This window comes from Rhodovulum sp. P5, assembly GCF_002079305.1.
Classification (GTDB): domain Bacteria; phylum Pseudomonadota; class Alphaproteobacteria; order Rhodobacterales; family Rhodobacteraceae; genus Rhodovulum.
Genome location: NZ_CP015040.1, coordinates 74,141 through 99,381 on the forward strand (window position 1 = coordinate 74,141; position 25,241 = coordinate 99,381).

General features: G+C 63.3%; 5 protein-coding genes and 1 pseudogene. 5 read left to right on the forward strand and 1 reads right to left on the reverse strand.

Features of this window, described 5'->3' with window-relative positions; translation table 11 throughout:
- Positions 1–161: 161 nt before the first annotated feature.
- Entirely contained in the window at positions 162–5,087 is a 4,926-nt protein-coding gene (locus tag RGUI_RS20005) for a Calx-beta domain-containing protein (RefSeq protein ID WP_172841223.1), read from the reverse strand.
- Positions 5,088–5,434: 347 nt separating this feature from the next.
- On the opposite strand from RGUI_RS20005, the gene RGUI_RS20010 reads away from it, so the two are divergent.
- From RGUI_RS20010 to RGUI_RS20030, 5 genes and pseudogenes are all read left to right on the forward strand, one after another.
- On the forward strand, positions 5,435–7,081 hold the full coding sequence (locus RGUI_RS20010) for an IS1634 family transposase (protein ID WP_081532493.1): 1,647 nt from the start codon (positions 5,435–5,437) through the stop codon (positions 7,079–7,081).
- Positions 7,082–7,692: 611 nt separating this feature from the next.
- Positions 7,693–9,348 (forward strand): hypothetical protein, encoded by a 1,656-nt coding sequence (locus RGUI_RS20015; protein ID WP_081536242.1) that lies wholly within the window; start codon positions 7,693–7,695, stop codon positions 9,346–9,348.
- A 247-nt stretch (positions 9,349–9,595) separates the two neighbouring features.
- Positions 9,596–11,388 (forward strand): annotated as a pseudogene (gene ggt / locus RGUI_RS20020) (gamma-glutamyltransferase).
- Positions 11,389–11,806: 418 nt separating this feature from the next.
- The gene (locus tag RGUI_RS20025) at positions 11,807–12,073 is read left to right on the forward strand and encodes a hypothetical protein (RefSeq protein WP_081536243.1); all 267 of its coding nucleotides are present in this window, start codon (positions 11,807–11,809) and stop codon (positions 12,071–12,073) included.
- Positions 12,067–25,185, forward strand: coding sequence for an Ig-like domain-containing protein (locus RGUI_RS20030; RefSeq protein WP_081536244.1), 13,119 nt, complete (start codon positions 12,067–12,069; stop codon positions 25,183–25,185). The genes RGUI_RS20025 and RGUI_RS20030 overlap by 7 nt, the downstream gene beginning before the upstream one ends.
- Positions 25,186–25,241 lie beyond the last annotated feature (56 nt).

Consider the following 25,241-nt stretch of genomic DNA (forward strand, 5'->3'; position numbering starts at 1 on the left):
TTGACCCATCACGTCCACATCCTCTAGATGAACGGTCTTGGGGGGCGGCGCGCCTTGGCGCGCACCAAGGCGCGCCGCCCCTTATCGCGTACTGATGTATCACCCGAACGGGCCGCGTTTTACGCAGCTCTAGTGGCCGGTCTTCCTGCCGTCATTGACATTTATACAATTTGCCAGTCGGTGCCGACATCGGCGATTGCGTGATAGGTCGCGTCGCCGTCGTTCATTTCCCAATAGCTGACACGGCCGGTGTCCTTGCGCCAGATGACATCGTCGGTGCCATCGCCGTTCACATCGCCGACTCCTTCGACCGACCAGTCTGTCCCAGCCCAGCCGATGGCGTGATAGGTGTCCTGCCCGTCATGCATTTCGAAATAGCCGACATGGCCAGTGTCCTTGCGCCACAGGATATCGTCGGTGCCGTCGCCATTCAGGTCGCCCACACCCTCGACCGACCAATCCGTCCCCGCCCAGCCAATCGCGTGGTAGGTGTGGCTGCCATTGTCCATCTCGAAATAGCCGACATGGCCGGCCGACTTGCGCCACAGGATGTCATCCGTCCCGTCACCGTTCAGATCGCCGATGCCCACGACCGTCCAGTCGGTACCGGCCCAGCCGATGGCCTGGTAGGTGTGGCTGCCATTGTCCATTTCGAAATAGCCGACATGGCCGGCCGACTTGCGCCACAGGATATCGTCGGTGCCATCGCCGTTCAGATCGCCGAGGCCCTGAACCGTCCAATCCGTCCCGGCCCAGCCGATGGCGTGATAGCTGTGGGTGCCATTTTCCATCTGGAAATAGCCGACATGGCCGGCGGACTTGCGCCACAGGATATCGCTGGTTCCGTCGCCGTTCAGGTCGCCCGTGCCTTCGACCGACCAGTCGGTGCCGGCCCAGCCGATGGCGTGATAGGTATGACCACCATTTTCCATTTCGAAGTAGCCGACATGACCGGCGGACTTGCGCCACAGGATGTCGCTGGTGCCGTCGCCGTTGAAATCGCCCCGGGTGCTGGCGCCGCCCGAACCTGTCTGGACGTTCAGGTAGGCCTCGACCTCGTCGTCATCATAGGCCCGGGTATGGAATTCGTAGTCTCGGAAGTCCCCGCGCAGGGTGAGGATTGCATCCGCGGCGCCGTCGCTGTCGGTGTCAAAGTGAAGCTGCGTTTCCGCTGCGCCCGAACTCGCGGAGATAAGGGCGAGTCCGTCATGGAACCGGATGACATCCTCCCCGGTAAAATCCGTGATCGTGTCGTGATAGGACGTGCCCGTTGGAAAATTGCTCGACAGGTGAAACACATCGGAGCCGTCACCGCCCGTCAGCGTGTCCATGCCGCCTTCGCCGTAAAGAATGTCATCGCCGCTTCCGCCGAGCAGGCGGTCATTGCCGTCGCAGCCATGAAGAACGTCATGGCCGGAACCGCCGGATACGGTGTCGTTCCCGCCATACGCGTAATAGGTATCGTTGCCCGATGTCAGGGTGACGGACTCCGATCCGTTCGTGCCGTAGTAACTCCCGTCCGGCACATCGACCATATCGAGGATCGTGACACCTCGGTTCTGTATCGTCCCGACGAAAGGCGTGTCGGTCGCGGGCGCAAAGGACAAGGTGAAGCTTTCGGTGCCTTCCTCTGCCCGGTCGCCGAAAATCGCGACCTGTACTGCCGCGCTGGTCTGACCGGGCAGGAATGTGACCGTGTCAGTCAGCAGTTCGAAATCCACGCCTGCCGTCGCCGTGCCGTTCTGGGCCGAGACGTCGAAAACCAGGGTATCGGCGGCCGGGCTGGACAGATAGACCGGCACGAAATGAACAGGATCGCAGCTGTCGCCTTCCCGGACGGAGGTGGGCAAGGCCGCAAGCATCCGGTTCGGGCCGACGCCGTCGTCATCCAGAATGAAGCCGACGGCCGTCATCGCGTTCTGGTCGTCCGGGAAGGTCACGTAGGACTCACCCACCTGATAGCTTGTCAGGCGCAGAAAGACGGATTCGTCACGTTCATCAAGAGAGTCGGAATCTGTGCGTATGAACACAGACTTGCTGGTCTCTCCCGGCGCGAAATCCAGAACGCCGGTATTGTCGCTGTAGTAAAGGTCGCTTTGAAGCGCATCGCCAAGGTCGGTCTGGTACGAAATCTGGACGGGTACGTCAGACGCTTCCGACAGCGATACGACGAAACGCAGGTACCCGGAATAGCCCCATTCAAGCGCCGTGGCAGACGAGATGGAGACGCCGGGCCACTGGCTGGAATCGTCGTCGCGGATCGTCGCCTCGCCTGCAAGCCCCTCGAACGTGATCGAGGGGCTGGTCGGGGCCTCGACCACGAGGGCGAAACTCTCGTTCATTTCCGGCATTGTGTCGCCATAGACAGGCACCCGCACCGTCGCCACGTCCTGCCCGGTGGCGAAGGACACGGTGCCCGAGCGCGCGGCATAGTCCTGCCCGGCGATGGCGGTGATGTCCTGCGTGGCGTAGGTCACCGTGAAGTCGGTTCCTGCCGGTTGCGACAGGCGCAACTCGAACACCGCCTCTTTGGTGCCGCCGTCGCCTTCGACCAGAATGGGATCGGACACGAACAGCGCAAGGTTCGGCCCCGTGCCGTCATCGTCGAGGATTACGCCCGTCGCGCGCAGCTGCAACTCACCGCCGGCGAATGTGGCGTTTGCGCTGAGGTTGTAGAGTTCGAGGACAACGTTTTCGTCGCGCTCGTCCACGCTGTCTGAGTCGGTTCGGATGAAGATATCCGTCGACGTTTCGCCCGGTGCAAAAGCGATGGTGCCATTGTTATAGGTGTCGCTGGTCGTGGCATAGTACATGTCGCTGTCATCAGCCGTGTCCTGAAGCGTTCTGTAGGACATCGCGACCGCGTCCACCGACGGCTCTGACAGTGTAACGGTGAAACGGAGATACTCGTATGTTTCACTGGCCTGTGCGGAAGAAATCGAAACGCTGGGTCCGATATTGGCATCGTCGTCAAGGATCGTCGCCTCGCCCACAAGACCTTCGGTGTCGATAAACGGGCTGTCCGGTGTATCGACCACAAGGGCAAAGCTCTCTGTCGCTTCGGCCGTATAGTCGCCGTAGACCGGTACGCGCACCGTGGCCACGTCCTGTCCGACCGCGAAGCTTATGCTGCCCGACTGCGCGGCATAGTCGACCCCGGCCTGGGCCGAGATATCGCGGGTGGCATAGGTCACCGTGAAGGCCGCGGTCGCAGGCTGCGACAGGCGCAGTTCGAACAACGCCTCCCTGGTGCCGCTGTCGCCTTCGGCAAGAACCGGATCGGATACGAACAGCGCGAGATTCGGACCGGTGCCGTCATTATCGCGGATCACGCCGGTCGCGCGAAGCTGCTGTTCGCCGTCCGCGAATTCTGCATTTTCGCTGAGGTTGTAGAGTTCGACCACAATGTTTTCATCGCGCTCGTCGTCATACTCACCATCGCTTCGGATGAGGATGTCTGCCGAGGTTTCCCCGGGCGAAAAGGTGATTGTTCCGTTGTTGTAGTTGCTGGTCGTCGCATAAGAAAGATCGTCGTCACCGGCCGTGTCGCGAAGCGTCCGATAGGACATTGTGATCGCGTCCAGCGACGGTTCCGACAGCGTCACGGTGAAGCGAAGGTAGGACCCTTCGGTGGCCGTGGCGGAAGCGATGGAGACGCTCGGCCACAACCCGGCATCGTCGTCTCGGATCGTCGCCTCGCCCGCAAGCCCCTCGGTCGAGACCAGCGGGCTGGCGGGTGCGTCGACCACCAGCGCAAAGCTTTCCGTTCCCTCGACGGTCGTGTCGCCGTAGACTTGCACGCGTACAGTGGCCACGTCCTGCCCGGCCGCAAAGCTTACGCTTCCCGATTGCGCAAGATAGTCGACCCCGGCCTGGGCCGAGATATCGCGCGTGGCATAGGTCACCGTGAAGGCCGTGGTCGCCGGCTGCGACAGGCGCAATTCGAACACCGCTTCCTTGGTGCCGCTGTCGCCCTCTTCCAGAACAGGGTTCGACACGAACAGCGCTAGATTTGACCCCGTCCCATCATTGTCGAGAATCACCCCTGTTGCGCGGAGCTGCTGCTCGCCGCCTGCGAATTCCGCATTTTCACTGAGGTTGTAGAGTTCGAGCACGATGTTTTCGTCGCGCTCGTCATCATACTCGCCGTCCGTTCGGATCGTTACCTCGACCGAGGTCTCACCGGGCGCAAAGGTGATCGTGCCATTGTTGTAGGAACTGGTCGCTGCGTAGTAGAGATCGCCATCATCGGCGGTATCCATCAGCGTGCGGTAGGAGAGCGTAACCGCGTCCAGCGACGGTTCCGAAAGGGTCACCACAAAGCGCAGATAGGATCCTTCCGTGGCGCGGGCGGACGAGATCGAGACGCTGGGCCATGGGTCCGCATCGTCGTCACGGATTGTCGCTTCACCCGCCAGACCCTCTATACCGATCGACGGGTTGGCCGGCGCATCGACCACAAGTGCAAAGCTTTCCGTCCCTTCGAAGACCGTATCGCCATAGACGGGTACGCGGACCGTGGCCACGTCCTGCCCGGCCGAGAATGTCACGCTGCCCGCCCTTGCCCCATAGTCTTCGCCCGCGACGGCCGAAATGTCGCGTGTGGCATAAGTCACGGTGAAGACGCTTTCCGCCGGGCGCGACAGGCGCAGTTCGAACACTGCTCCCTTGGTGCCGCTGTCGCCCTCTTCGATTATCGGATCGGACACGAACAGCGCAAGGTTCGGCCCGGTCCCGTCATCGTCGAGGATCACGCCCATTGCGCGAAGCTGCTGCTCGCCGCCCGCGAATGCCGCGTTTTCGCTGAGATTGTACAGTTCGAGCACGATGTTCTCGTCGCGTTCGTCTGCATAATCCCCGTCCGTTCGAATCGTTATCTCGACCGATGTCTCGCCGGGCGCAAAGGTGATTGTGCCATTGTTATAAGAACTGGTCGCCGCGTAGTAGAGATCGCCATCGTCGGCTGTATCCATCAGCGTCCGGTAGGACATCGTGATGGCGTCAGGCGCGGCTTCCGACAACGTTACCGTGAAATTCAGATAGCCGCCTTCAACAGCGACAGCAGACGCAATGATAACGTTGACCATAAGAAAACCCCCACGAAATTGGTCAAACATGTAATCGTTCCAATTGCTAACACGCGTTAACTTTCATTGAAAGTTTTTTCGGCTGTAGTGGCGGTTTCGTATTATTTGTCGCAGGCGAAGATGTTACGGCTTTGAAAATAAATACATAAATGATGATAGTCGCCGTATGCCTGCCAACCGAACTTCGACAAAATCCGGGGGAATCTGCGTGAGCGCGTTCAGCGCAGGTATGGGATTTCAATAGCTTAAGGCGCGCGAGGTGGGCAGTTCGGCCGAAGTCGTGTAGTTACACGTTATGATGTTTAAGACCCTATGAATGCGCCCAAACGTGCGATATCCTGCATGCCATGTTCACGCGCATCACCGAGAGCGGCGGGCGTCGCTATCTGCAGATTGTCGAGTCCTTCCGTAACGAGGCGGGCAAGCCCCGGCTGCGCGTCGTGGCCAATCTGGGGCGCGTGGACGGGATGAAGGATGGCCAGCTCGATGCGCTGATCCGGGGGCTCAGTCGCGCCGCGGGTCGGGTCGAGCCCGAGAAGGCCGAGATCACCTACGAGGCGGCGCGCAGCTATGGCGACGTCTTTGCCCTGCACGAGTTGTGGAAGGACCTTGGTTTCGATCATGCCCTCGGCCGTGCGCTGCGTTCCGGCAAGCGGAAAGTCGACGTGGAGGCGCTGGTCCGCGCCATGGTGTTCAATCGGTTGTGCGACCCCACAAGCAAGCTGGGCTGCCTGCGCTGGCTGGAAACGGTCGCCATGCCGGCGATGCCGGACACCGTCACGCATCAACATCTGCTCCGCGCCATGGATGCGCTGATGGACCATGCCGAGCGGGTCGAGATGGAACTGGCCAGACAAATCCGTCCGCTGGTCGATCGGGACCTGGCCGTGGTCTTCTACGACCTGACCACGGTGCGCATCCATGGCGACGGAGAGGTTGACGACGACCTCCGCGCCTATGGCATGAACAAGGAAACCGGTGGCATCGCCCGGCAATTCGTGCTCGGCGTCGTGCAAACCGCCGACGGCCTGCCGCTCATGCACACGGTCCACCCCGGCAATGTCGGGGAGACGAAAACCCTGCAGGGCATGCTGCAGACGGTGTTGCAGCGGTTTCCCGTGCAGCGTGTCATCCTGGTCGCCGACCGTGGCCTGCTCAGCCTTGAAAACATCGACGAACTGACCGCCCTGGCCGATCAGGACGACCGCAAGCTGGAGTTCATCCTCGCCGTCCCCGCCCGTCGCTATGCCGATCTGGTCGAGACCTTTCGGGGCCTTGCCTTCGACGAAGGCGGCCTGGCGGAAAGCAATTTTGCCGGCCATCGCCTGATCGTCGCCCATGATCCCGTTCGAGCCGCCGACCAATCCGAACGACGTCGCGCCCGCATCGCCGAACTTGAAGCCCAGGCCGAAAAGATGGTCGCCAAGCTCGATGCGCAAGACGACGGCCAGACGGCGCGGGGCCGCCGCGCCTCCGACCGCGGCGCCTATAGCCGCTTCACGCGCGCCGTGGCCGAGGCCGAACTGACCCGGTTCCTCAAGGCAGACCTGCAGGCCGACCGGTTCAGCTACAGCATCGACGAAGACGCCGTCGCCCGAGCCGAACTCTTCGACGGCAAGCTCGCCCTGCTGACCAATGCCCCCGACCTGACGCCGACCGCAACCGTGACCCGCTACAAGTCGCTGGCCGATATCGAACGCGGCTTCCGCGTCCTGAAATCCGATATCGAGATCGCCCCCGTCCACCATCGGCTGCCCGACCGCATCCGCGCCCACGCGCTGATCTGCTTTCTCGCCCTCGTCCTCTACCGCGTCATGCGCATGCGGCTGAAGGCAAAAGGACATGACGCCAGCCCACGAACCGCCCTCGACATGCTCGCGCGCATCCACCGCCACGAAGCCCGGATCGCCGACCGAAAGCTCGACGGCCTCACCACCCCGACCCCCGAACAACTGGACCTCTTCGACACCCTGAACCTGCCAAAACCCGCCTGATCACCCTCGCGTAGTTACATTTTGGCCAATCTCGCCATAACGATATCAATCACTTACGCGTTTTACTGGTGAACTTGAGTGCCAAGATAGTGAAGAAGGCGCCTGTCAAATGTAATTCTGTGTGAATTTAATTCTGTAGGGTTTTTGGCTATTGACTTCCGTTGAGAATTGGTAAATGGCCATGATGGCGCATTCAGCGAGTGTCTCTCTACCTGCCATTGCTTTGGCTGTAACGGTCTTGTTCTGACTCGGAAACTCAATGAGTCCTGACCGCAAGACGGTTGTGTTGCGAAAGAGGAGGAAGTTCGAAGGTGGCGTAGGCTCGCGGCGATCTGAGAACGCGCCCAACCGGTGTCGGCAAACGCCTTTTAGATCATGCCGTGAACAACACCGCCGAGATCTCACCGCTCCCCGAAGCCAACCCTTTTCCCGCTTCGGGACCGAATGCTGTCACTCTGGAGGTTTGGCTGGAGGGGCACCACCGAACAATGAGTATGCCCGACGAATTCCATAAGGCTATCCCGCCGCAGGCATTGCAGGGCCATCCGGGTTGATTTCCTGGCAGCACGTAACACCATGACGACGCCCGCAATTTTCGGAGACGTAAGATCATGGTTCGTGTAGCAGTCATAGCCTTTGTCGCGCTTTCGCTGGCATCTCCCTCACTTGCGGGGGAAGGTGGCAAAAAGGTAACTTTTCTCGACCTGTTTTCCGTTGATAGCGTTGCGGTGGGTCTTGCGAACATTGGGATCAGTGCGCTGCGTAGTGTAGCTGAGGTCACCTATGAGGGTATGTCGTTCGATATCTCTCAGGGCAGAACGAACCTGACCGGTGTAACGATCCGTCCTCTGCCGGGAGTTTCGATCAGCCCCGACTGCGAGGTTTCGGTTGACCGGGTTGCCATCCGCACAATGCCGTGGGGAAGCGTCGAGCGTTTCAAGATCGCGATCGACCTGACAGGCACGGATTTCCCAATATCTTGTATTCCACCTGATGGGCGAGAAATCTTTGCCGTCACAGGGTTGAGCGAGTTTCAGGTGGACGCGACGCGCATCGAGATAGATCATGTCTATACGAGCGCCGCCACCGACATTGCGATTACGACCGATATCGCAAACTTCGCTGAGGTCATGGCGCGAATCGCGTTCGACTATTTCTCTGCCAAGGGCAGGTTCTGGGGTGATGATCCCCAACCCTTGATGTATCTCTCCTCTGCACGTCTTGACGTCGAGGATCGAGGTGGATGGCGCGTTCTGGCAGAGCAAGTCCCGAAGCCATTTGTCCTGCCGGAAACTGCGGGCACAATGATGCGGAGCACCATTGAAATGGCGCTCTCGGAAATGGATGGTGACCCGCATGGATCGAGCGAGGCGCGCCGCCAATTTCTAAAGTCCGTCGAGGAAGCGTGGAGCGGATTTGTGGCAAATCCCAGAAGAGTGACGCTCGAAACGATGCTTCCAGACGGCCGGCCAATCCTTTTCGAGCCGTGGACCCTACAGACACCTTCCGACCTGATCGACGATGTCTGGCTGCGCGTTGCCTTGACCCCAACGCAGGTCAACGCGGCGGTGCCAGCGGCAGACTTAAAGTTGGTTCTCGGCGGACCTTATACTGACATGGCCGATCACGATCGCCGGCGGATTGGCACGGCCTTGGTGACCGGTGTGGGTGCGCCGCGGAATCTAGAGCTTGGGATCACCTTGCTCGAAGATATGGCCAGGAAGGGGGATGCGAACTCTGCGTTGGTCCTTGCGCGAGCCCTTGCCGGTCGATCGGCTCCGGAGGCCTACCGTTGGGCGCTTCGCGCGGGTGCCGCGGGACAAAATGCGGCCGTGGTATTGCTGGATCGGCTGGAAGGTGACCTTGGCCTGAAGGCGGTTCTGGAGCTTCAGAACGAAGAATTATTCGAAGTAGCTGGGCCAGACGATGCCTTTTCGAGCATCCGGGCGATGCGCAACGAGGCGACAGCGCATATGGTCGGGGCCGGTCGGCCTCGCTCCTATGCGAGGGCCGCCTTCTGGGCAGGCCTCGCGGCTGCGTTTGGCGACAAGGCATCTGCATCGCTTCTGGAAGAGATCGACTACCAAGCGGGGCGGGCCGGTCCGGATGGAAAGGCCGCTTGGCACCGATTGCGGGAAGAGGTCGAGGCAGAGACAATCCGCCAATGGGTCGCCCGCGACCTTCCCGGCCGCCTGACAATCACGGCGCCGGCGGAGGTTTCCTCAGAGGTCTGGTCACCGCCATTCGAGACGACTGCGGAAGAATAGGGTGACGAGAACCTACTGGTCCCTCGAATTCCTGAGGTCTGTTCCGGTCGGCCCTTTGTTGGCCTAGCCCTAGGTCCGGATGGTGCGTCTGAGTTCCGCTCACTTCAATCTATTGCGACAGGCGCGCCGCGAAACACACCGCATCCGAAGGATAGACTTCGGATCGGGAAGGGTTACCTTGCCTTGACGGAAAAGGCCCGCCGGCAATCCGGTGGTGGCCCGATGCACACCGCCGAGGGAGGCCCCGATGTTCAAATCCCCGATTGCCGTTCTTGTCTCTCTGGCGCTTGCCGGGGCGGCCGCCGCGCAGGAGGCCGCCGATACCGTCGCGCCGGAGGCCGCGTCCGACCGCGCCGCGGCCTTTGCGGGGCTGTCGGACGGGGCGCGGGCCGCGATGGCGGCAAAGCAGGCCGGCACCCCGACCGAGGCGCAGGACTGGATGATCGCCGCGGCCAACCCCCTGGCGGTGGAGGCGGGGGCAAATGTGTTGCGCGCGGGGGGCAGTGCCGCCGATGCCATGGTCGCCGTTCAGGCCGTGCTGGGGCTGGTGGAGCCGCAATCCTCGGGCCTTGGCGGGGGGCGTTTCTGGTCTGGTACGATGCGGCCTCGGGCGAGGTGACGACGCTGGACGGGCGGGAAACCGCGCCGCTGGCGGCGACCCCGCGCCTGTTCCAGACGCCCGAGGGCGAACCGCTGAAATTCTATGACGCCGTGGTGGGGGGCCGGTCGGTCGGCACGCCGGGCACGCCCATGCTGCTGTCGGAGGCGCATCGCCGCTGGGGCCGGGCGGACTGGGCGGGGCTCTTCACCGATGCCATCGGGCTGGCCGAGGACGGGTTCATCGTGTCGCCGCGGCTGGCCGATCTGGTGGCGGGCGATGCCGACCGGCTGGGCCGGTTCCCGGCCACGGCGGCCTATTTCTTCCCCGAGGGCACGCCGATTGCCGCGGGTGACCGTCTGACCAACCCGGCCTATGCCGACACCCTGCGCCGGATCGCGGGAGAGGGGGTCGCGGCGTTCTATACCGGGCCCGTGGCCGCCGATATCGTGGCGACCGTTCAGGGGGCCGAGGGCAATCCCGGCGTGTTGTCGGAGGTCGACCTGGCGCTTTACAAGGTGAAGGAGCGCCCGGCGGTCTGCGTGGACTATCGCGCCCATGACGTGTGCGGGATGGGGCCGCCGTCGTCGGGTGCGCTGACGGTGGGGCAGATCCTTGGTATGCTGGGGCAGTACGATCTGGCGGCGCTGGGGCCGGACGCGCCCGAAAGCTGGCGGTTGATCGGCGATGCCTCCCGGCTCGCCTTTGCGGATCGGGGCCGGTACATGGCCGATGTCGATTTCGTGCCGATGCCGGTCAAGGGGCTGGTGGACCCGGCCTATCTGTCGGGCCGGGCCGATCTGCTGTCCGGCGACGATGCCCTGCCGGAGGTCAGCGCCGGCACCCCGGACTGGGATCACGCGATGCTGTGGGGCGATGACGTGGCGATCGAGTTTCCCTCGACCTCGCATATCTCGATCGTCGATGGGGATGGCAACGCGCTGTCGATGACCACGACCATCGAGAACGGCTTTGGCTCGCGCCTGTTCGTGCGGGGGTTCCTGCTGAACAACGAGTTGACCGATTTCTCTTTCCGCACCCATAGCGACGGCGCGCCAATCGCCAACCGGGTGGAGCCGGGCAAGCGGCCGCGATCCTCGATGGCGCCGACCATCGTGCTGAGCGATGGCAAGCCCGCGCTGGTGATCGGCAGCCCGGGCGGCAGCCGGATCATCGGCTATGTCGCGCAGGCGATCATCGCGCATCTGGATTGGGGAATGGATGTGCAAGCCGCCGTTGCCCTGCCGCATGCGGTCAACCGCTTCGGCACCTATGACCTGGAGGCGGGGACGGCCGCGGCCGACCTGGCCCCGGCGCTGGAGGCGATGGGCTTCAAGGTCAACACGCGCGATCTGAACTCCGGCCTGCATGCGATTGCGGTCGGGGACGTCTTGCAGGGCGGTGCCGATCCGCGGCGCGAGGGGATCGCGCTGGGAGAGTAGGCGGCGGGTCCGACCCCAAGCACGCCCGGTGGGCAACGGCGGTCATGGTCTGGGTGCTTGAACGGGCCTATGGCCTTGGCCGCGGGGCGGCGGGCAGCCCGCTTGTGACCTTTGACCGCACCGCCGCGTGCTTGTGCGGGGTTGACCTGCTGGGGTGCTGACCGGGCGGCGATCACATGTGCGCGGCAGTCATGCCGGGCAACCGCCTTGGTCTGGGCATTGGTCCGCAAGGAGAAACCAGTCTGCACAGCACATCCTGCAAGGGCGTCACCGGGTAAGGAATACCCGCCTTCCACCGAATCGCCTGCCGAATTGGGTTAACGAATCGCGTATTTTTTGTTTACGTTCTAATCAAGACCATTTGTGGGCCCTGATTTGTTCTAGGGTACGGGGCCTGCGACGGTGAATGGGGGACATTATGGTAAACGACCTTACGCCAGATCTTGGCTTGAACATCTTTGTCGACGGCAACCAGCAGAACGTGAAGCTGGCGGCGCTGACAGGGGGCGGATATGTCGCCGTCTGGAACTCCGACGATCAGAACGGAACCGGGCTTGGCCTGACAGCACAGCTCTTCAACGAGTTCGGTCAGCGGATCGGGGCGCCCTTCTTCATCGAACAGACCACGCTTGGCAACCAGACCATCGGGACGTCGCAGACACGGCGGATGGCGGGTTCGTGGTGACATGGCAAGGCAGCAGCAACGAGATCTTCGCGCGCCAGTTCGACGCCTCGGGCACCCCGGCGGGCACCGAGTTTCAGGTCAACACCGAAACCTATTCGACCCAGTATCAGGCCACGGTAACCGGGCTGTCCGGCGGTGGCTATGTGGTGACATGGTCGTCTTACAACAGCACGACCTACACCTATGACATCCGCGCCCAACGCTATGATGCCAGTGGCACCGCGCAAGGGGGCGAGTTCACCGTCAACACCACGACAGCCAACACGCAGGAAGATTCTGCCATCGCGAGCCTGAATGACGGCGGCTTCGTCGTTGTCTGGAGCGACCGGTCGGGCGCGGACGGTGACGGCTATGGCGTCTACATGCAGCGCTACAACGCGGCCGGCGTGGCGCAAGGTGCCGAAACGCTGGTCAACACGACCACCACGTCGGGCCAGTACGAGTCGGACGTCGTCGCCCTGTCGGGGGGCGGCTTTGTCGTGGTCTGGCGTGACGACAATGGCGACGGAAACGGTTCGCGCATCGCGGCGCAGGTCTTCGACGCGACGGGTGCGGCTGTCGGAAGCGAGATTCAGGTCAACGTCTCGATCCTGAGCACGCAGAGCGTGCCCAGTGTCACCGCGACGCCGGATGGCGGCTTCTTCGTGGCGTGGTACAGCAACACGACCAACGAGAACTATACCTATGACATCGTCGGCCGGCATTTCGATGCGACCGGCACGGCGATTTCGGGCGATGTCACGATCAGCAATGACGGCGCGGCCTATTACCCGCAGGCGCCCGATGTGATCGCCCTGCCCAACGGCCTGATCATTGCCGCCTGGGATTATCCCGCCGCGCAAGGCGACGGGAACGGGCGCGGCGTGGTCCAGCGGCTTTTTGAACTGCCGGGCAGCAACATCACCCTGCCGGTGGCCCCGATTCTGGAAGCGGTCGACCCGCAGATCACCTTCACCGAAAGCGCCGTGCAGTCTGGCCCGCAACTGATCGATGCCTCGGGCGCGGCGGCGGTTTCCGGCCCGGCCGATTTCGATGGCGGTCGGCTGATCGTCACCCGGATCACCGCCGAGGGCGATGTGACCGAGTTCAACAAGGTCAAGGGCCAGGACGACGATGTCCTCGGCATCCGCGATCAAGGCACCGGCGTCGGGCAGATCGGCATCAGCGGCAGCGACGTGACCTATGGCGGCACGGTCATCGGCACGATCGTCAGCGATGGCGGCCCCAACACCAATCTCGAAGTCCAGTTCAACGCCAATGCCACCGCGGCGGCGGTCGAGGCGCTGGTCGAGAACCTGACCTATGCCAACCCGTCGGACGATCCGGTCGGGTCGCTCAAGCTGGCGATCCTGCTGGAAGACGGCGATGGCGGGTCGGCCGACCCGGTGGTCGTCGACATCTTCGTGACGCCCGAAACCGACGCGCCGCAGCCGGTCGATGAAACCGACACGCAGGTGAACGCCTATTACACCTCGACCCAGGATCAGCCCACGGTTGCCGCCCTGTCCGATGGCGGCTGGATCGTGATGTGGCGGTCCTATGGTCAGGATTCTGCGGCCAACAACACCTATGGCGTGATCGGCCAGCGGTTCGATTCCAGCGGTGCGCCGGTGGGCCCCGAATTCGTGATCAACACCCAGACCAGCGGCAACCAGGACACGCCCGACGTGGCCGCCATCACCGGCGGGGCGCTGGCCGGGGGCTGGGTCGCGACGTGGTACGATCAGGCGAATTCCACCGAAGGTTATGTGCGGGCGCAGCTTTTCGATGCGTCGGGTGCCAAGGTGGGTGGCGAGATCGCGGTGCCCAGCAGCACCTATTCCACCCAGTACCAGCCCAGCGTGACGACCTTTGCCGATGGCAGCTTTGCCATTGCGTGGTCCTATTACAACAACACGACCTTCAGCCACGACATCTATGTTCAGCGCTTCGACGCGTCCGGCGCCAAGGTCGGGGCCGAGATCGTCGCGAACAGCTTCACCGCGAGCGGGCAATATGCCCCGGAGATCGTCACGCTGGCCGGCGGCGGCTTTGCGGTGACATGGGAAAGCTACCGGCAGGGGGAGACCGACAGTTACGAGATCTCGACCCGCGTCTTCGATGCGGCGGGCGTGCCGGTATCGGCCGAGATCGTCGTCAACACCGCGACCGGCGGCGATCAGCAGGACGCGCATATCACGGCCCTGACGGGCGGCGGCTTTGTCGTGACATGGACGGATGAGGCCGGGCTCGACAGCAGCGGCAATGGTGTCTACGCGCAGATTTTCGCGGCGGACGGGACGGCCGTGGGGACCCAGTTCCTCGTGAACGAAGGGACCTACAGCGAACAGAACCAGCCCACGATCACCGCGCTTCAGACCGGCGGTTTCGCGATCGCCTATCGCAGCTATCCCAGCGACAACAGCACCTATAACATCCTGATCCAGCATTACGATGCGGCGGGCAACCGGATCGACAGCGAGATCGTCGTCAACCAGTCGTCGGCCGGTTACCAGTACAGCCCCGATATCGCGACGCTGGCCAATGGCGACGTGATCGTCGTTTGGGAAGACACGAGCGGCAACGATGGGGACGGGTCGGGCATTTTCCAGCAGATCGTCGGCGATCCGGCGAACTACGCCTCTGCCGTAAATGATCCCAAGCTTACGGTCGCGCTGACCGACGTCACCTTTGACGAGGCCGACGTGAACGCCGCCCCGGCCCTGCTGATGCCCGATGCCGATGTCGGCGACGCCGATAGCGCCGATTTCGAAGGTGGTACGCTGTCGATCCAGCGGATCGACCTGGCCCTTGACGAAGACCTTTTCAACGCGCCCGACAACTCCGCGCAGGACAACCTTGGCATCCGTAACCAGGGGACCGCCGCGGGCGAGATCGGGGTGTCCGGCAGCAATGTCACCTTTGGCGGCACCGTGATCGGCACGATCGCCTCGACCGGGGCGGACGGTTCCGATCTGGTCGTGACGCTCAACGCCAATGCCACGCCCGACGCGGTCGAGGCGCTGTTGCAGAACGTCACCTATGCCAACGTCTCTGACGATCCGGAACCGGTGCGCAACTATCGGGTCGTTCTGACCGATGGGGATGGCGGCACCTCGCAGCCGGTGACGATCAACGTGACCGTGACGCCCGAGGTCGACGGGGTGGTCGCCAATGGCGACGAACAGCAGGTCAACAGCCTGGAAGAAAGCACACAGAACCTGCCCGCCATCGCGACGCTTGCCTCTGGCGGCTATGTCGTGGTGTGGCAGACCTATGACAAGGATGCCGGGTCGAACGACTATGCCGTGGCGGCGCAGTTGTTCGACCAGACGGGCACGCCGGTGGGCGACGAATTCCTTGTGAACACGTTGACGCCCGGGGGCCAGACGCAGCCGGCGGTGGCCTCCATCGCGACGGGCGATGGCGGCGGCTTCGTCGTGGTCTGGCACGATGGCAGCAACAATGCCGGCTATGTCAAGGCGCAGGTCTTCAACGACGATGGCAGCCCGCGCGGCACCGAGTTCATGGTCGAGACCGAGGTCTATTCGACCCAGTACGAGCCCGCCGTCACGCAGGTTCCCGGCGGGTTCCTCGTCACCTGGTCGTCCTATAACAACGAAAGCTATACCTACGACATCCGCGGCCAGCGGTTCGACGGCAACGGAACATCCGTTGGCAGCGAGTTCACGGTGAACACGACCCTCGTCAGCAGTCAGGTCGCCTCGGACGTGGCGTCGGATGCTGCCGGCAACACGGTGGTCGTGTGGGTGGACCAGGGCGGCGCCGATGGCAGCGGCCATGGTATCTTCGGCCAGGTCTTCGACGCCGCAGGCAGTGCGGTGGGCACCGAGTTCCAGGTCAATACCTACACCGAAAGCACCCAGTATGAGCCGAGCGTTGCCTATCTGACCGATGGCCGCTTTGTCGTGACCTGGACCAACCAGGTGGCCGTCGATGGCAGCAGCTATGGCGTATTCGCGCAGATCTATGCCGCGGATGGCACGGCCATCGGGGGCGAGTTCCTGGTCAACGATCTGACCTCGTCCACCCAGTACGAACCCGACGTGATCGGTCTGCTGGATGGCGGGTTCGCCATCGCCTATCGCTCTGATGGCGGGCAGGACGGCAGCGGCAGTGGCGTGTTCGTCCAGCAATTCAACGCCGACGGGTCGCGCCGCGACGGGGCGCTGCAACTGAACGAGGAAGTCAGCAGCACCCAGGAACAGCCGGTGATCACCGCGCTGCAGAATGGCCTGAATACCGGGTTCGCCGCGGCGTGGACGTCCTATACCTCCGGCACGGCGGGCGATGGCAGCGGCGACGGTATCTTCACCCGCGTCTTCGGGCCAGAGGGTGGCATGGTTCCGGCCAATGCCTCGCCCGATCTCGACAATGTCGCGCAGGTCGTCGATTTCGAGGTGGCGACCATCGGCACGCCCGCGCTGATCGACAACTCCTTCGATCTGACCGATGCCGACAGCGCCGATTTCAACGGCGGGTCTGTCGCGCTGCGCTATGTGGACTGGCATGCGGGGGCGAGCGACCAGCTGAGCATCATCGCCGGCAAGGGCATCACCGTCTCTGGCACGGATGTTCTTTATGACGGCACGGTCATCGGCACGGTGGACGCGACCGACAACGGCGTGAACGGCGCCGATTTGGTGATCGCGCTGAACGCCAATGCCACGGCGGCCAATGTGCGTTATCTGCTGGAACAGCTTGGCTATGCCTCGACCGCGCCGGTTGCGGGCAGCGACCGCAGCATCTCGATCCGCGTGACCGATGGCGATGGCGGCCAGAGCGAAGGCCGCGGCATCCGCATCGATATCGAAACGTCCGTCTCGTTGCCGACCATCGACCTGAACGAGGTCGACAACGCCACCTATACCGAAGCGCAGGTGGAGGCGGGCCAGCGGCTCGATATGTCGGTCGATTTCGACTATACCGGCACCGATGGGTTCGACGGCGGCACCGTGACGCTGGCCTATCGCTACGGCATCACCAGCAGCAACCGCAGCGGCCCGGCCTACGAGATGCTGAGCGTGGCCAATATCGGCACGGGCGTGAACCAGGTCAGCCTGTCGGGCGGCACCGTCAGCTATGAAGGCACGGCCATCGGCACGGTGGACGCCACCGCCGACGGCCTGCAAGGGCGCGATCTGACGATCACCCTGAACGCGGCCGCCACCGAGGAGGCCGTGGACGCGCTGATCGAGGCGTTCACATACACCAACAGTTCGCAGGCGCCGGCAGCGCTCGTCCAGTTCCGCCTAACCGTGATCGACAGTGTCGGCGCGTCGACGGGCAACACCTATTTCGACATCGCGATCACGCCCGAGGATGACGGCGGGCCCGATGCGCTTGGCGACGAGGAGCAGGTCAACGCCTTCGTCACGGGCGATCAGGAATATTCGTCCATCGCCGCGCTGGCCGATGGCGGCTTTGTCGTCACGTGGGAGTCCTACAATCAGGACAGCACCGACGGCAATGACGAGGGCGTCTATCAACAGCGTTATGATGCCGAGGGCACGCCGGTCGGCCCCGAGACGCTGGTGAACCAGACGACAAGTGGATATGAGGATCAGCCCGCGGTGGCAGGCCTGTCCTCCGGCGGTTGGGTCACCGTGTGGGAAGGGACTGACGACAGCGGTGTCGGGATCTTTGCGGCCATCACCGATGCGAACGGGACTGTCGGGCCGGAATTCCAGGTCAACTTCCAGACCTCCTCGACCCAGGACGCGCCGAAAGTGGCGGCCCTGTCGAACGGCAATTTCGTCGTGGTCTGGGATTCGAATACCAGCGGCGGCGCCGGCGACGGCAGCGGGGAGGGCGTCATCGGGCGCCTCTTCGACGCAAGCGGAACGCCGCTGAGCGCGGGCGATATCGTCCTGAACACCTTTACCGACTCGACCCAGCGCTATGTCGATGTGACATCCCACGGGGCGGGCGGCTTCGTCGCGGTCTGGGCCAGCTATCTGGTGGATGCTGACAGCTATGGCATTGCCGGTCAGCGCTTCGATGCCTCTGGCAACCCGGTCGGGTCGGAATTCGTGGTCAACACGACAACCGCCGGGTCCCAGGATCTGGCGCGGGTGACCGAACTGGACGATGGCGGCTTTGTGGTGGTCTGGCTTGGGCCGGACAATTACGGCACCGGCGTCTATCTGCAGCGCTATGACGTGAACGGGGCGGCCGTCGGCGGCGAGGTCCTCGTCAATGACGATAACGGCTACTACTACACCTACGAACCCGATATCGCCGCAACGCCCGATGGCGGCTGGGTCGTGACGTGGCGGACATCCAGTGGCGGCAACGACATCCTCGCACAGCGCTATGACGCGTCGGGGAACCGGATCGACGGCAATTTCGTCGTCAACGACGTGACCGACGGCAGCCAGGCCTATTCCGAGGTCGCGGTTCTGGCCGATGGCCGGATCGCGGTGACATGGACGTCGAACACCTCTGGCGCGGCGGGCGATGGCAGCGGCAATGGCGTGTTCGTGCGGCTCTTCGGGGACGCGGCGACCGAGGCGCAAAGCGACGACCCGGTCGTCAGCGGTCTGGCCGATGTCACGCTGGACGAGGCCGCGCTGAATGCGGGCTATGTGCAGGTCTTCGCCCCGGGCTCGATCTCGGTCGGCGATCCCGACAGCACCGATTTCGACGGCGGGCGGCTGCTGATCCACATCGTGCGCGACTATGAGGCCGCGCAGCAGTTCCGGAGCCCGGACAATTTCGACCAGGACCAGATGACCTTCCAGGGGGTGGGCGTCTCGATTTCCGGCAACACGGTCAGCGTGGACGGCGTGGCGATCGGCACCTTGCTCAGCGACGGCCAGAACGGCGCCGGGCTGGAAGTGGCGCTGAACGGGAACGCAACGCCTGAACGGATGGAAACCCTGCTGGGCAGCCTGCAGGTCCAGAACCTGTCCGACGATCCGCGCGACACGCGCACGGTCGAGGTGACGGTGACCGATGGCGATGGCGGCCAAAGCGGGCACGATACCTTTGTCATCAACATCACGCCGGAACAGGACGGTGTGGAAGCGGTCGGACCGGAAACCCAGGTCAACAGCTATACCACGAACCAGCAGGTCGACAGCGCGGTTGCCGGTCTGAGCGGTGGCGGGCATGTCGTCGTCTGGTCGTCCTACACGCAGGACAATCCCGGCCAGAGCGACTGGGGCGTCTTTGCCCAGTTGTTCGATGTCGACGGTCAGCCGGTCGGCCCGGAATTCCAGGTCAACACCACCTTCGCCGGCAGCCAGTACACGCCCACCGTCACCGGTCTGGCCGATGGCAGTTTCGTGGTGGCGTGGTACGGCAACGGGATCGGCGACACCGCTGGTGTCTTTGCCCAGCATGTGGCGGCCGACGGCACGCCCGTCGGCACCGAATTCCGCCTGAACGATGCGACAGGCAGCACGCAATCGGAACCCGACATTGCGGCCAGCCCCTCGGGCGGGTTCATCGCGGTCTGGCGGGACAGCGCCGGCTCGGACAATGTCTATGCCCGCATCTATGATGCGACGCTGACACCTATCGGCGTGGAATTCGTGGTCAACACCACGACCACCGGCACCCAGTACGAACCGGCGGTCGCGGCGCTGAGCGGCGGCGGGTACGCGGTGATCTGGCGCGATGGCAATTCGGGGGATGTGTATCAGCAGGTTCTGGATGCCTCTGGCGGGCTGGTCGGCACCGAAACGCTGGTCAACACCAACAACCAGACCGGCACGCAGTACCAGCCCGATATCGCGGCGCTGTCGAATGGCGGTTTCGTATCCGTCTGGCGCGACAATAGCGGTTTGGACGGGTCGTCCAACGGCGTCTATGCGCAGACCTACGATGCGTCGGGTAATGCGACGGGCGATCCGTTCCTCGTGAACGAGGTGGTCAGCAGTTCCCAATACGAACCGGTGGTGACGGGCCTGTCCACCGGCGGTTTCGTCGTGGCCTTCCGTGACGATTCCGGGCTCGACGGCAGCAGCAGTGGCGTCTTTGCCCAACAGTTCGACAATGGGGGCAACCGGATCGACGGGGAATTCCAGGTCAACACCGAATACTCGTCGAACCAGTACCAGCCCGCAATCGCGGCGCTGCAAAACGGTGCCTTCGTCATCTCCTATACCTCGAACACGAGCGGTACGGCGGGCGATGGCAACAGCGAGGGCATCTTCAGCCAGATCTTCGGGGACCCGGCCGATTTCAACCTTGAAGGCCGTCCGGTCGTGCAGGGTGTGAATGCGACGGTCCAGTATCTTGAGAACACGCTGAACGTCGGTCCGCAGCTTCTGGACGCCAACAACGCCGCGGCGGTCAGCGACAGCGACAGTGCCGATTTCGACGGCGGCTTCCTGCGCGTGGACAACGTGATCGTGACCCGCGGCTATCAGGATCAGATCGCCCCGCCGGACAACTATACCCAGGACAATCTGGGCCTGCGGCAGGCGCAGGGCATCACGATTTCGGGTGGCACGGTGTTCGTGAACGGCACCGCGGTCGGCACGATCACGCAGGACGGCGTGGCGGGCAACCCGTTCGAAATCACGTTGAACGGCAATGCCGATGTGGCCATCGTCGAATTGCTGGTCGAGAACCTGACCTATCGCAACACCTCTGACGATCCCGAACCCAGCCGCGTGGTGCGCCTGCAGGTGGGCGACGGGGATGGCGGGGTCAGCGATCCGGTTCTGGTGACCGTGAACATCACCGAGCAGATCGACGGGGCGGCGCCCGTCTTTGGCGAGCGTCAGGCCAACACCGAGAGCGCCGGCAACCAGGAACAGAGCGATGTGGCGCGGCTTGACGATGGCGGTTTCGTCATCGTCTGGCGCAGCTACAGTCAGGACGTCACGAATACCTGGGGCGTTTACGGTCAGCGTTTCGACGCGAATGGCAACGCGGTCGATGGCGAGTTTCTGGTGAACACCGGCATCGCCGGAAACCAGTACGAACCGAGCGTCACCGGTCTGGACACCGGCGGCTGGGTGGTCACATGGCGTGACGACAGCGGTCTGGACGGCAACGGTAGCGGCATCTTCATGCAGCGCTACAACGCCGACGGGACAGCGGCGGGCGGTGAGACGCAGGTCAACACCTATACCAACAGCACGCAATACGACCCGCAGGTGACGGTGCTTGCCAATGGCGACTATGTCGTGACCTGGACAAGCTATAACAACACCCTTGCGGGCGGCAGCCGGTACGACATCTATGGCCAGGTCTACCAGTCGGACGGCACCGCCATCGGCAGCGAGTTCCTGATCAACAGCGAGGTCGAGAACGATCAGGAATATCCCGCGGTGACCGCGTTGGAAAACGGCGGCTTCGCCGTGGCGTGGACGTCGGAAACCAGCGGCACCGCCGGGGATGGCAGCGGGCGCGGCGTCTTCTATCAGGTCTATGGCGACAGCATGGCGTCCTACGCCGCGATCGGGACGGAGGTTCAGGCCAACACCTATACCGACAGCACGCAGTACCTGCCCGAGATCGCCGGTCTGGCCGATGGCGGCTGGGTCATCGTCTGGGAAAGCAATGCGCAGGATGGCAGCGGCTATGGCATCTTCGCCCAGCAATACGATGCGTCGGGTGTGGCCATCGGCCAGGAATTCCGCGTCAACGACCAGCGGATCAGCACCCAGTCCTACGCGGATGTCGCGGCGCTGACCAATGGCGGCTACGTGATCGTCTATGCGGACTCGAACGGGACCGATGGCAGCGGCTGGGGTGTCTATGCCCAGCAATACGATGCCAGCGGCAACCGCATCGACGGCGCGTTGCAGGTGAACACCGAATACAGCAGCACCCAGTACGACCCGTCCGTGGCCGCGCTTGACGATGGCGGTTTCGTGGTCAGCTGGACCTCGGCCACCAGCGGGGACGCTGGCGACGGGTCAGCCAATGGCGTGTTCTACCAGGTCTTCGGCAACTCTGCCCCCGTGGTGACCGACGTCAACGCCACGACGCCCGAGGACACGGCGCTCGTCTTCGATGCGCAGCTTTTCGCGGATGGCTTTGCCGATGCCGAAGGCCAGCTTCTGGCCGAAATCCGGATCGACGTCCTGCCCTCCATCGGGACGCTGGAATTCAACGGCTCGCCCGTCACACCCGGGCAGGTAGTGACGGTCGCGCAACTGGATGCGGGTCTTCTGGTCTATATCCCGGTGGCGGATTACAACGGCACGGCCGATTTCGGCTGGACCGGGTCGGACGGCAATACCTTTGCCGCGACCATCGCCCAGACGTTCATCGAGGTGACGCCGGTCAACGACCCGGTCGGTCTTGCGGCGATTTCGGATCAGAGCATCGGCGAAGGGTCGTATCTGAACATCAATGCCGCCCTGGCCGATCCCGACAACGACACCTATACGATCACGGTGAACTATGGCGAAGGCGACCCCGATGTGGTCTTCAACACCGGGTCTAAAACGCCCCAGCTGTTCAATTTCTACGACAGCGAGGGCACCTATACGGTCAATCTGAGCGTTGACGACAACAATGGGTCGGTCGAGAGCACGTCGTTCGATGTGACGGTGACCAACGCGCCGCCCAACGCGGATAACGAGGCGTTTAGCACCGACGAGGACACGGCGATCTCCGGCGTCAACGTCTTTGTCGGGGACAGCGACCCGGGCGGCGATCCGTTCACCATCACGCAGATCGACGGGACTGCCTATACGCCCGGCGACAGCTTCGTGATTGCAAGCGGCGCCACCGTGTCGATCTCGGCCACGGGCGATCTGATCTACGATCCGACCACCTCGGCGACGCTGCAGGCGCTGGCCTCCGGTCAGAACTTCACCGACAGCTTCACCTATCGGATCACCGACGATGGCGGCCTGCACGATACGGCGACCGTCACGATCTATGTCAGCGGTGCCGATGACAACGTGGTGGCGCAGGACGACAGCTTTACGGTGGACGAGGACAGCGCCGTCAGCGGCTCGGTCTTCGGCGACAACGGCAATGGCCCCGATATCGATCCCGAGGGTGACACGCTGACCGTGGTCTCGGTCAATGGCAATGTCTCCTATGTGGGCGCACCGCTTGTGCAGTCGGGCGGCGGCGTTCTGACGGTGAATGCCGACGGGACCATCAGCTTCGTTGCGACGGGCCAGTATGATGAACTGGCCGTCGGCGCGACCCGGGACATCACCTTTACCTATGTGGTTCAGGAAAGCGGGTCGAACCTGACCGCCAGCGCCACCGGCACGGTGACGATCACCGGCGTGAACGACGATCCGTTCGCGAACGATGACAGCGTGACAACCGATATCGACACCTCCACGACGATCTCGGTCCTGAATGGCGATTACGATGTCGACAGCGGGGACATCCTGACCGTGACCGGTGTCGGCACGCCGGCCAATGGCACGGCCGTGGTCAATCCCGACAATACGATCACCTATACGCCGACGCTGGGCTATACCGGGTCCGACAGTTTCACCTATGACATTTCCGATGGGAATGGCGGCACCGCGATGGCAACCGTCTATGTGACCGTTCTGGGCAATTCGGCACCGGTGGCGCTGAACGACTTTGTCTCGACGGGCGCTAGCGTCCCGCTGTCCGGCGATGTCTTCGCGAACAACGGCGGCGGGGCCGACTATGACCCGGAAAGCGATCCGTTCTCGGTGACCGAAGTCAACGGCCAGGCCGCAAGTCTCGGTACGCAAATCACGCTCCCCTCGGGCGCCTTGCTGACGCTGAACGCCAACGGCACATTCGATTACGACCCCAACGGCGCGTTTGTCGCGATCGCGCAGGGGGCGAATGGGTCCGACAGCTTCACCTACACGATCGAGGACAGCTTCGGCGGCACAGACACGGCCACGGTCTATGTGACCGTGACCGGCGAAAACGATGCGCCTGTCATGGCCAACGGCACCGGTGCGGCGAACGAGGACGGCGCGGTGGTGAGCATTCAGCTCGCGCCGCTCGGCTCCGACCCGGACAACGACGACAATGGCAACACGCTGAGCTATGCCATCGTGGCGGCGCCGGGCGAGGGGTCGGGCAGCATCTCCGGCACGGCGCTTCTGTTCGATCCGGGCACGGACTTCCAGGATCTGGCCGTGGGCGAAACCCGCACGGTGTCGTTCTCTGTCCAGGCGACGGACCGGCATGGCGCGGTGTCCAATGACGGCGTGATCGACGTGACGGTGACGGGTGCCAACGACGCGCCGACACTGGGCGCCGGCACCCTTGCCGCGGTGGAGGACGGCCCGGCGGTCACGCTGGATCTGTCGGCCCTGGGCGGCGACATCGACAGCGACGATGACGGCGCCTCGCTGACCTACACCATCGTCGGCGCCCCGTCCGAGGGCAGCGCGTCGATTTCCGGCACGGACCTGGTGTTCGATCCGGGCGCGGACTTCCAGGACCTCGGAACCGGGGAAACCCGGGACGTGGTGGTTCAGGTTCAGGCAACCGACAGCCACGGCGCCCTGTCCAGCATCGAGGACGTCACGGTGACCGTGACGGGCGTGAACGATGCGCCCCAGATCGTCAGCGGCCCGTCGGTGGCGATCGACGAGAACACGACCGCTGTCACGACAGTGGTTGCCACCGATGCCGAGGGCGATCCGCTCAGCTTCGCGATTGTCGGCGGCGACGATGCGGGCCTGTTCCAGATCGATCCGACGCTTGGCACGCTGTCCTTCATCGTGGCGCCCGACTTCGAGAACCCGGGCGACATAGACATGGACAACGTCTACCTCGTCGAGGTGAGCGTTGACGATGGCACCGACAGCACGACCCAGATGATCTCGGTCACGGTGAACGATGTCGACGATACCGGGCCGAACGTGATCACCGGGACATCGGGTATCGACCTTCTGATCGGGACGGATGGCGAAGACCTGATCCGGTCAATGGGCGGGCCGCTCGACAACCTGCGCGGCCTAGGCGGCGCGGACGTGTTCGAGTTTACCAATCTCGCAGGGGTGCGCGACACGATGCGCGTGCTCGACTATGAAACCGGTGTCGACAGTATCGACCTTGGCGGCGAGAGCATCTTTGCCGTCCGGGAATTCGCAAGCTATGTCGCGCTGGTGCTCGACACCGCCGAGCATGACATGGTGTTCGTGTATGGTACGGGGGATGTCGATGACATTGACTTCGTTTGATCGGATCATCACGATCCCAGGCCATGTGAGTAATCGGTCTGCAAGTGTTTCGGGGG

Bases quoted from the DNA above. Each gene is read 5' to 3' on its own strand.
- RGUI_RS20005 (WP_172841223.1), bottom strand. From the start codon at position 5,087: ATGGTCAACGTTATCATTGCGTCTGCTGTCGCTGTTGAAGGCGGCTAT.
- RGUI_RS20010 (WP_081532493.1), top strand. From the start codon at position 5,435: ATGTTCACGCGCATCACCGAGAGCGGCGGGCGTCGCTATCTGCAGATT.
- RGUI_RS20015 (WP_081536242.1), top strand. From the start codon at position 7,693: ATGGTTCGTGTAGCAGTCATAGCCTTTGTCGCGCTTTCGCTGGCATCT.
- RGUI_RS20025 (WP_081536243.1), top strand. From the start codon at position 11,807: ATGGTAAACGACCTTACGCCAGATCTTGGCTTGAACATCTTTGTCGAC.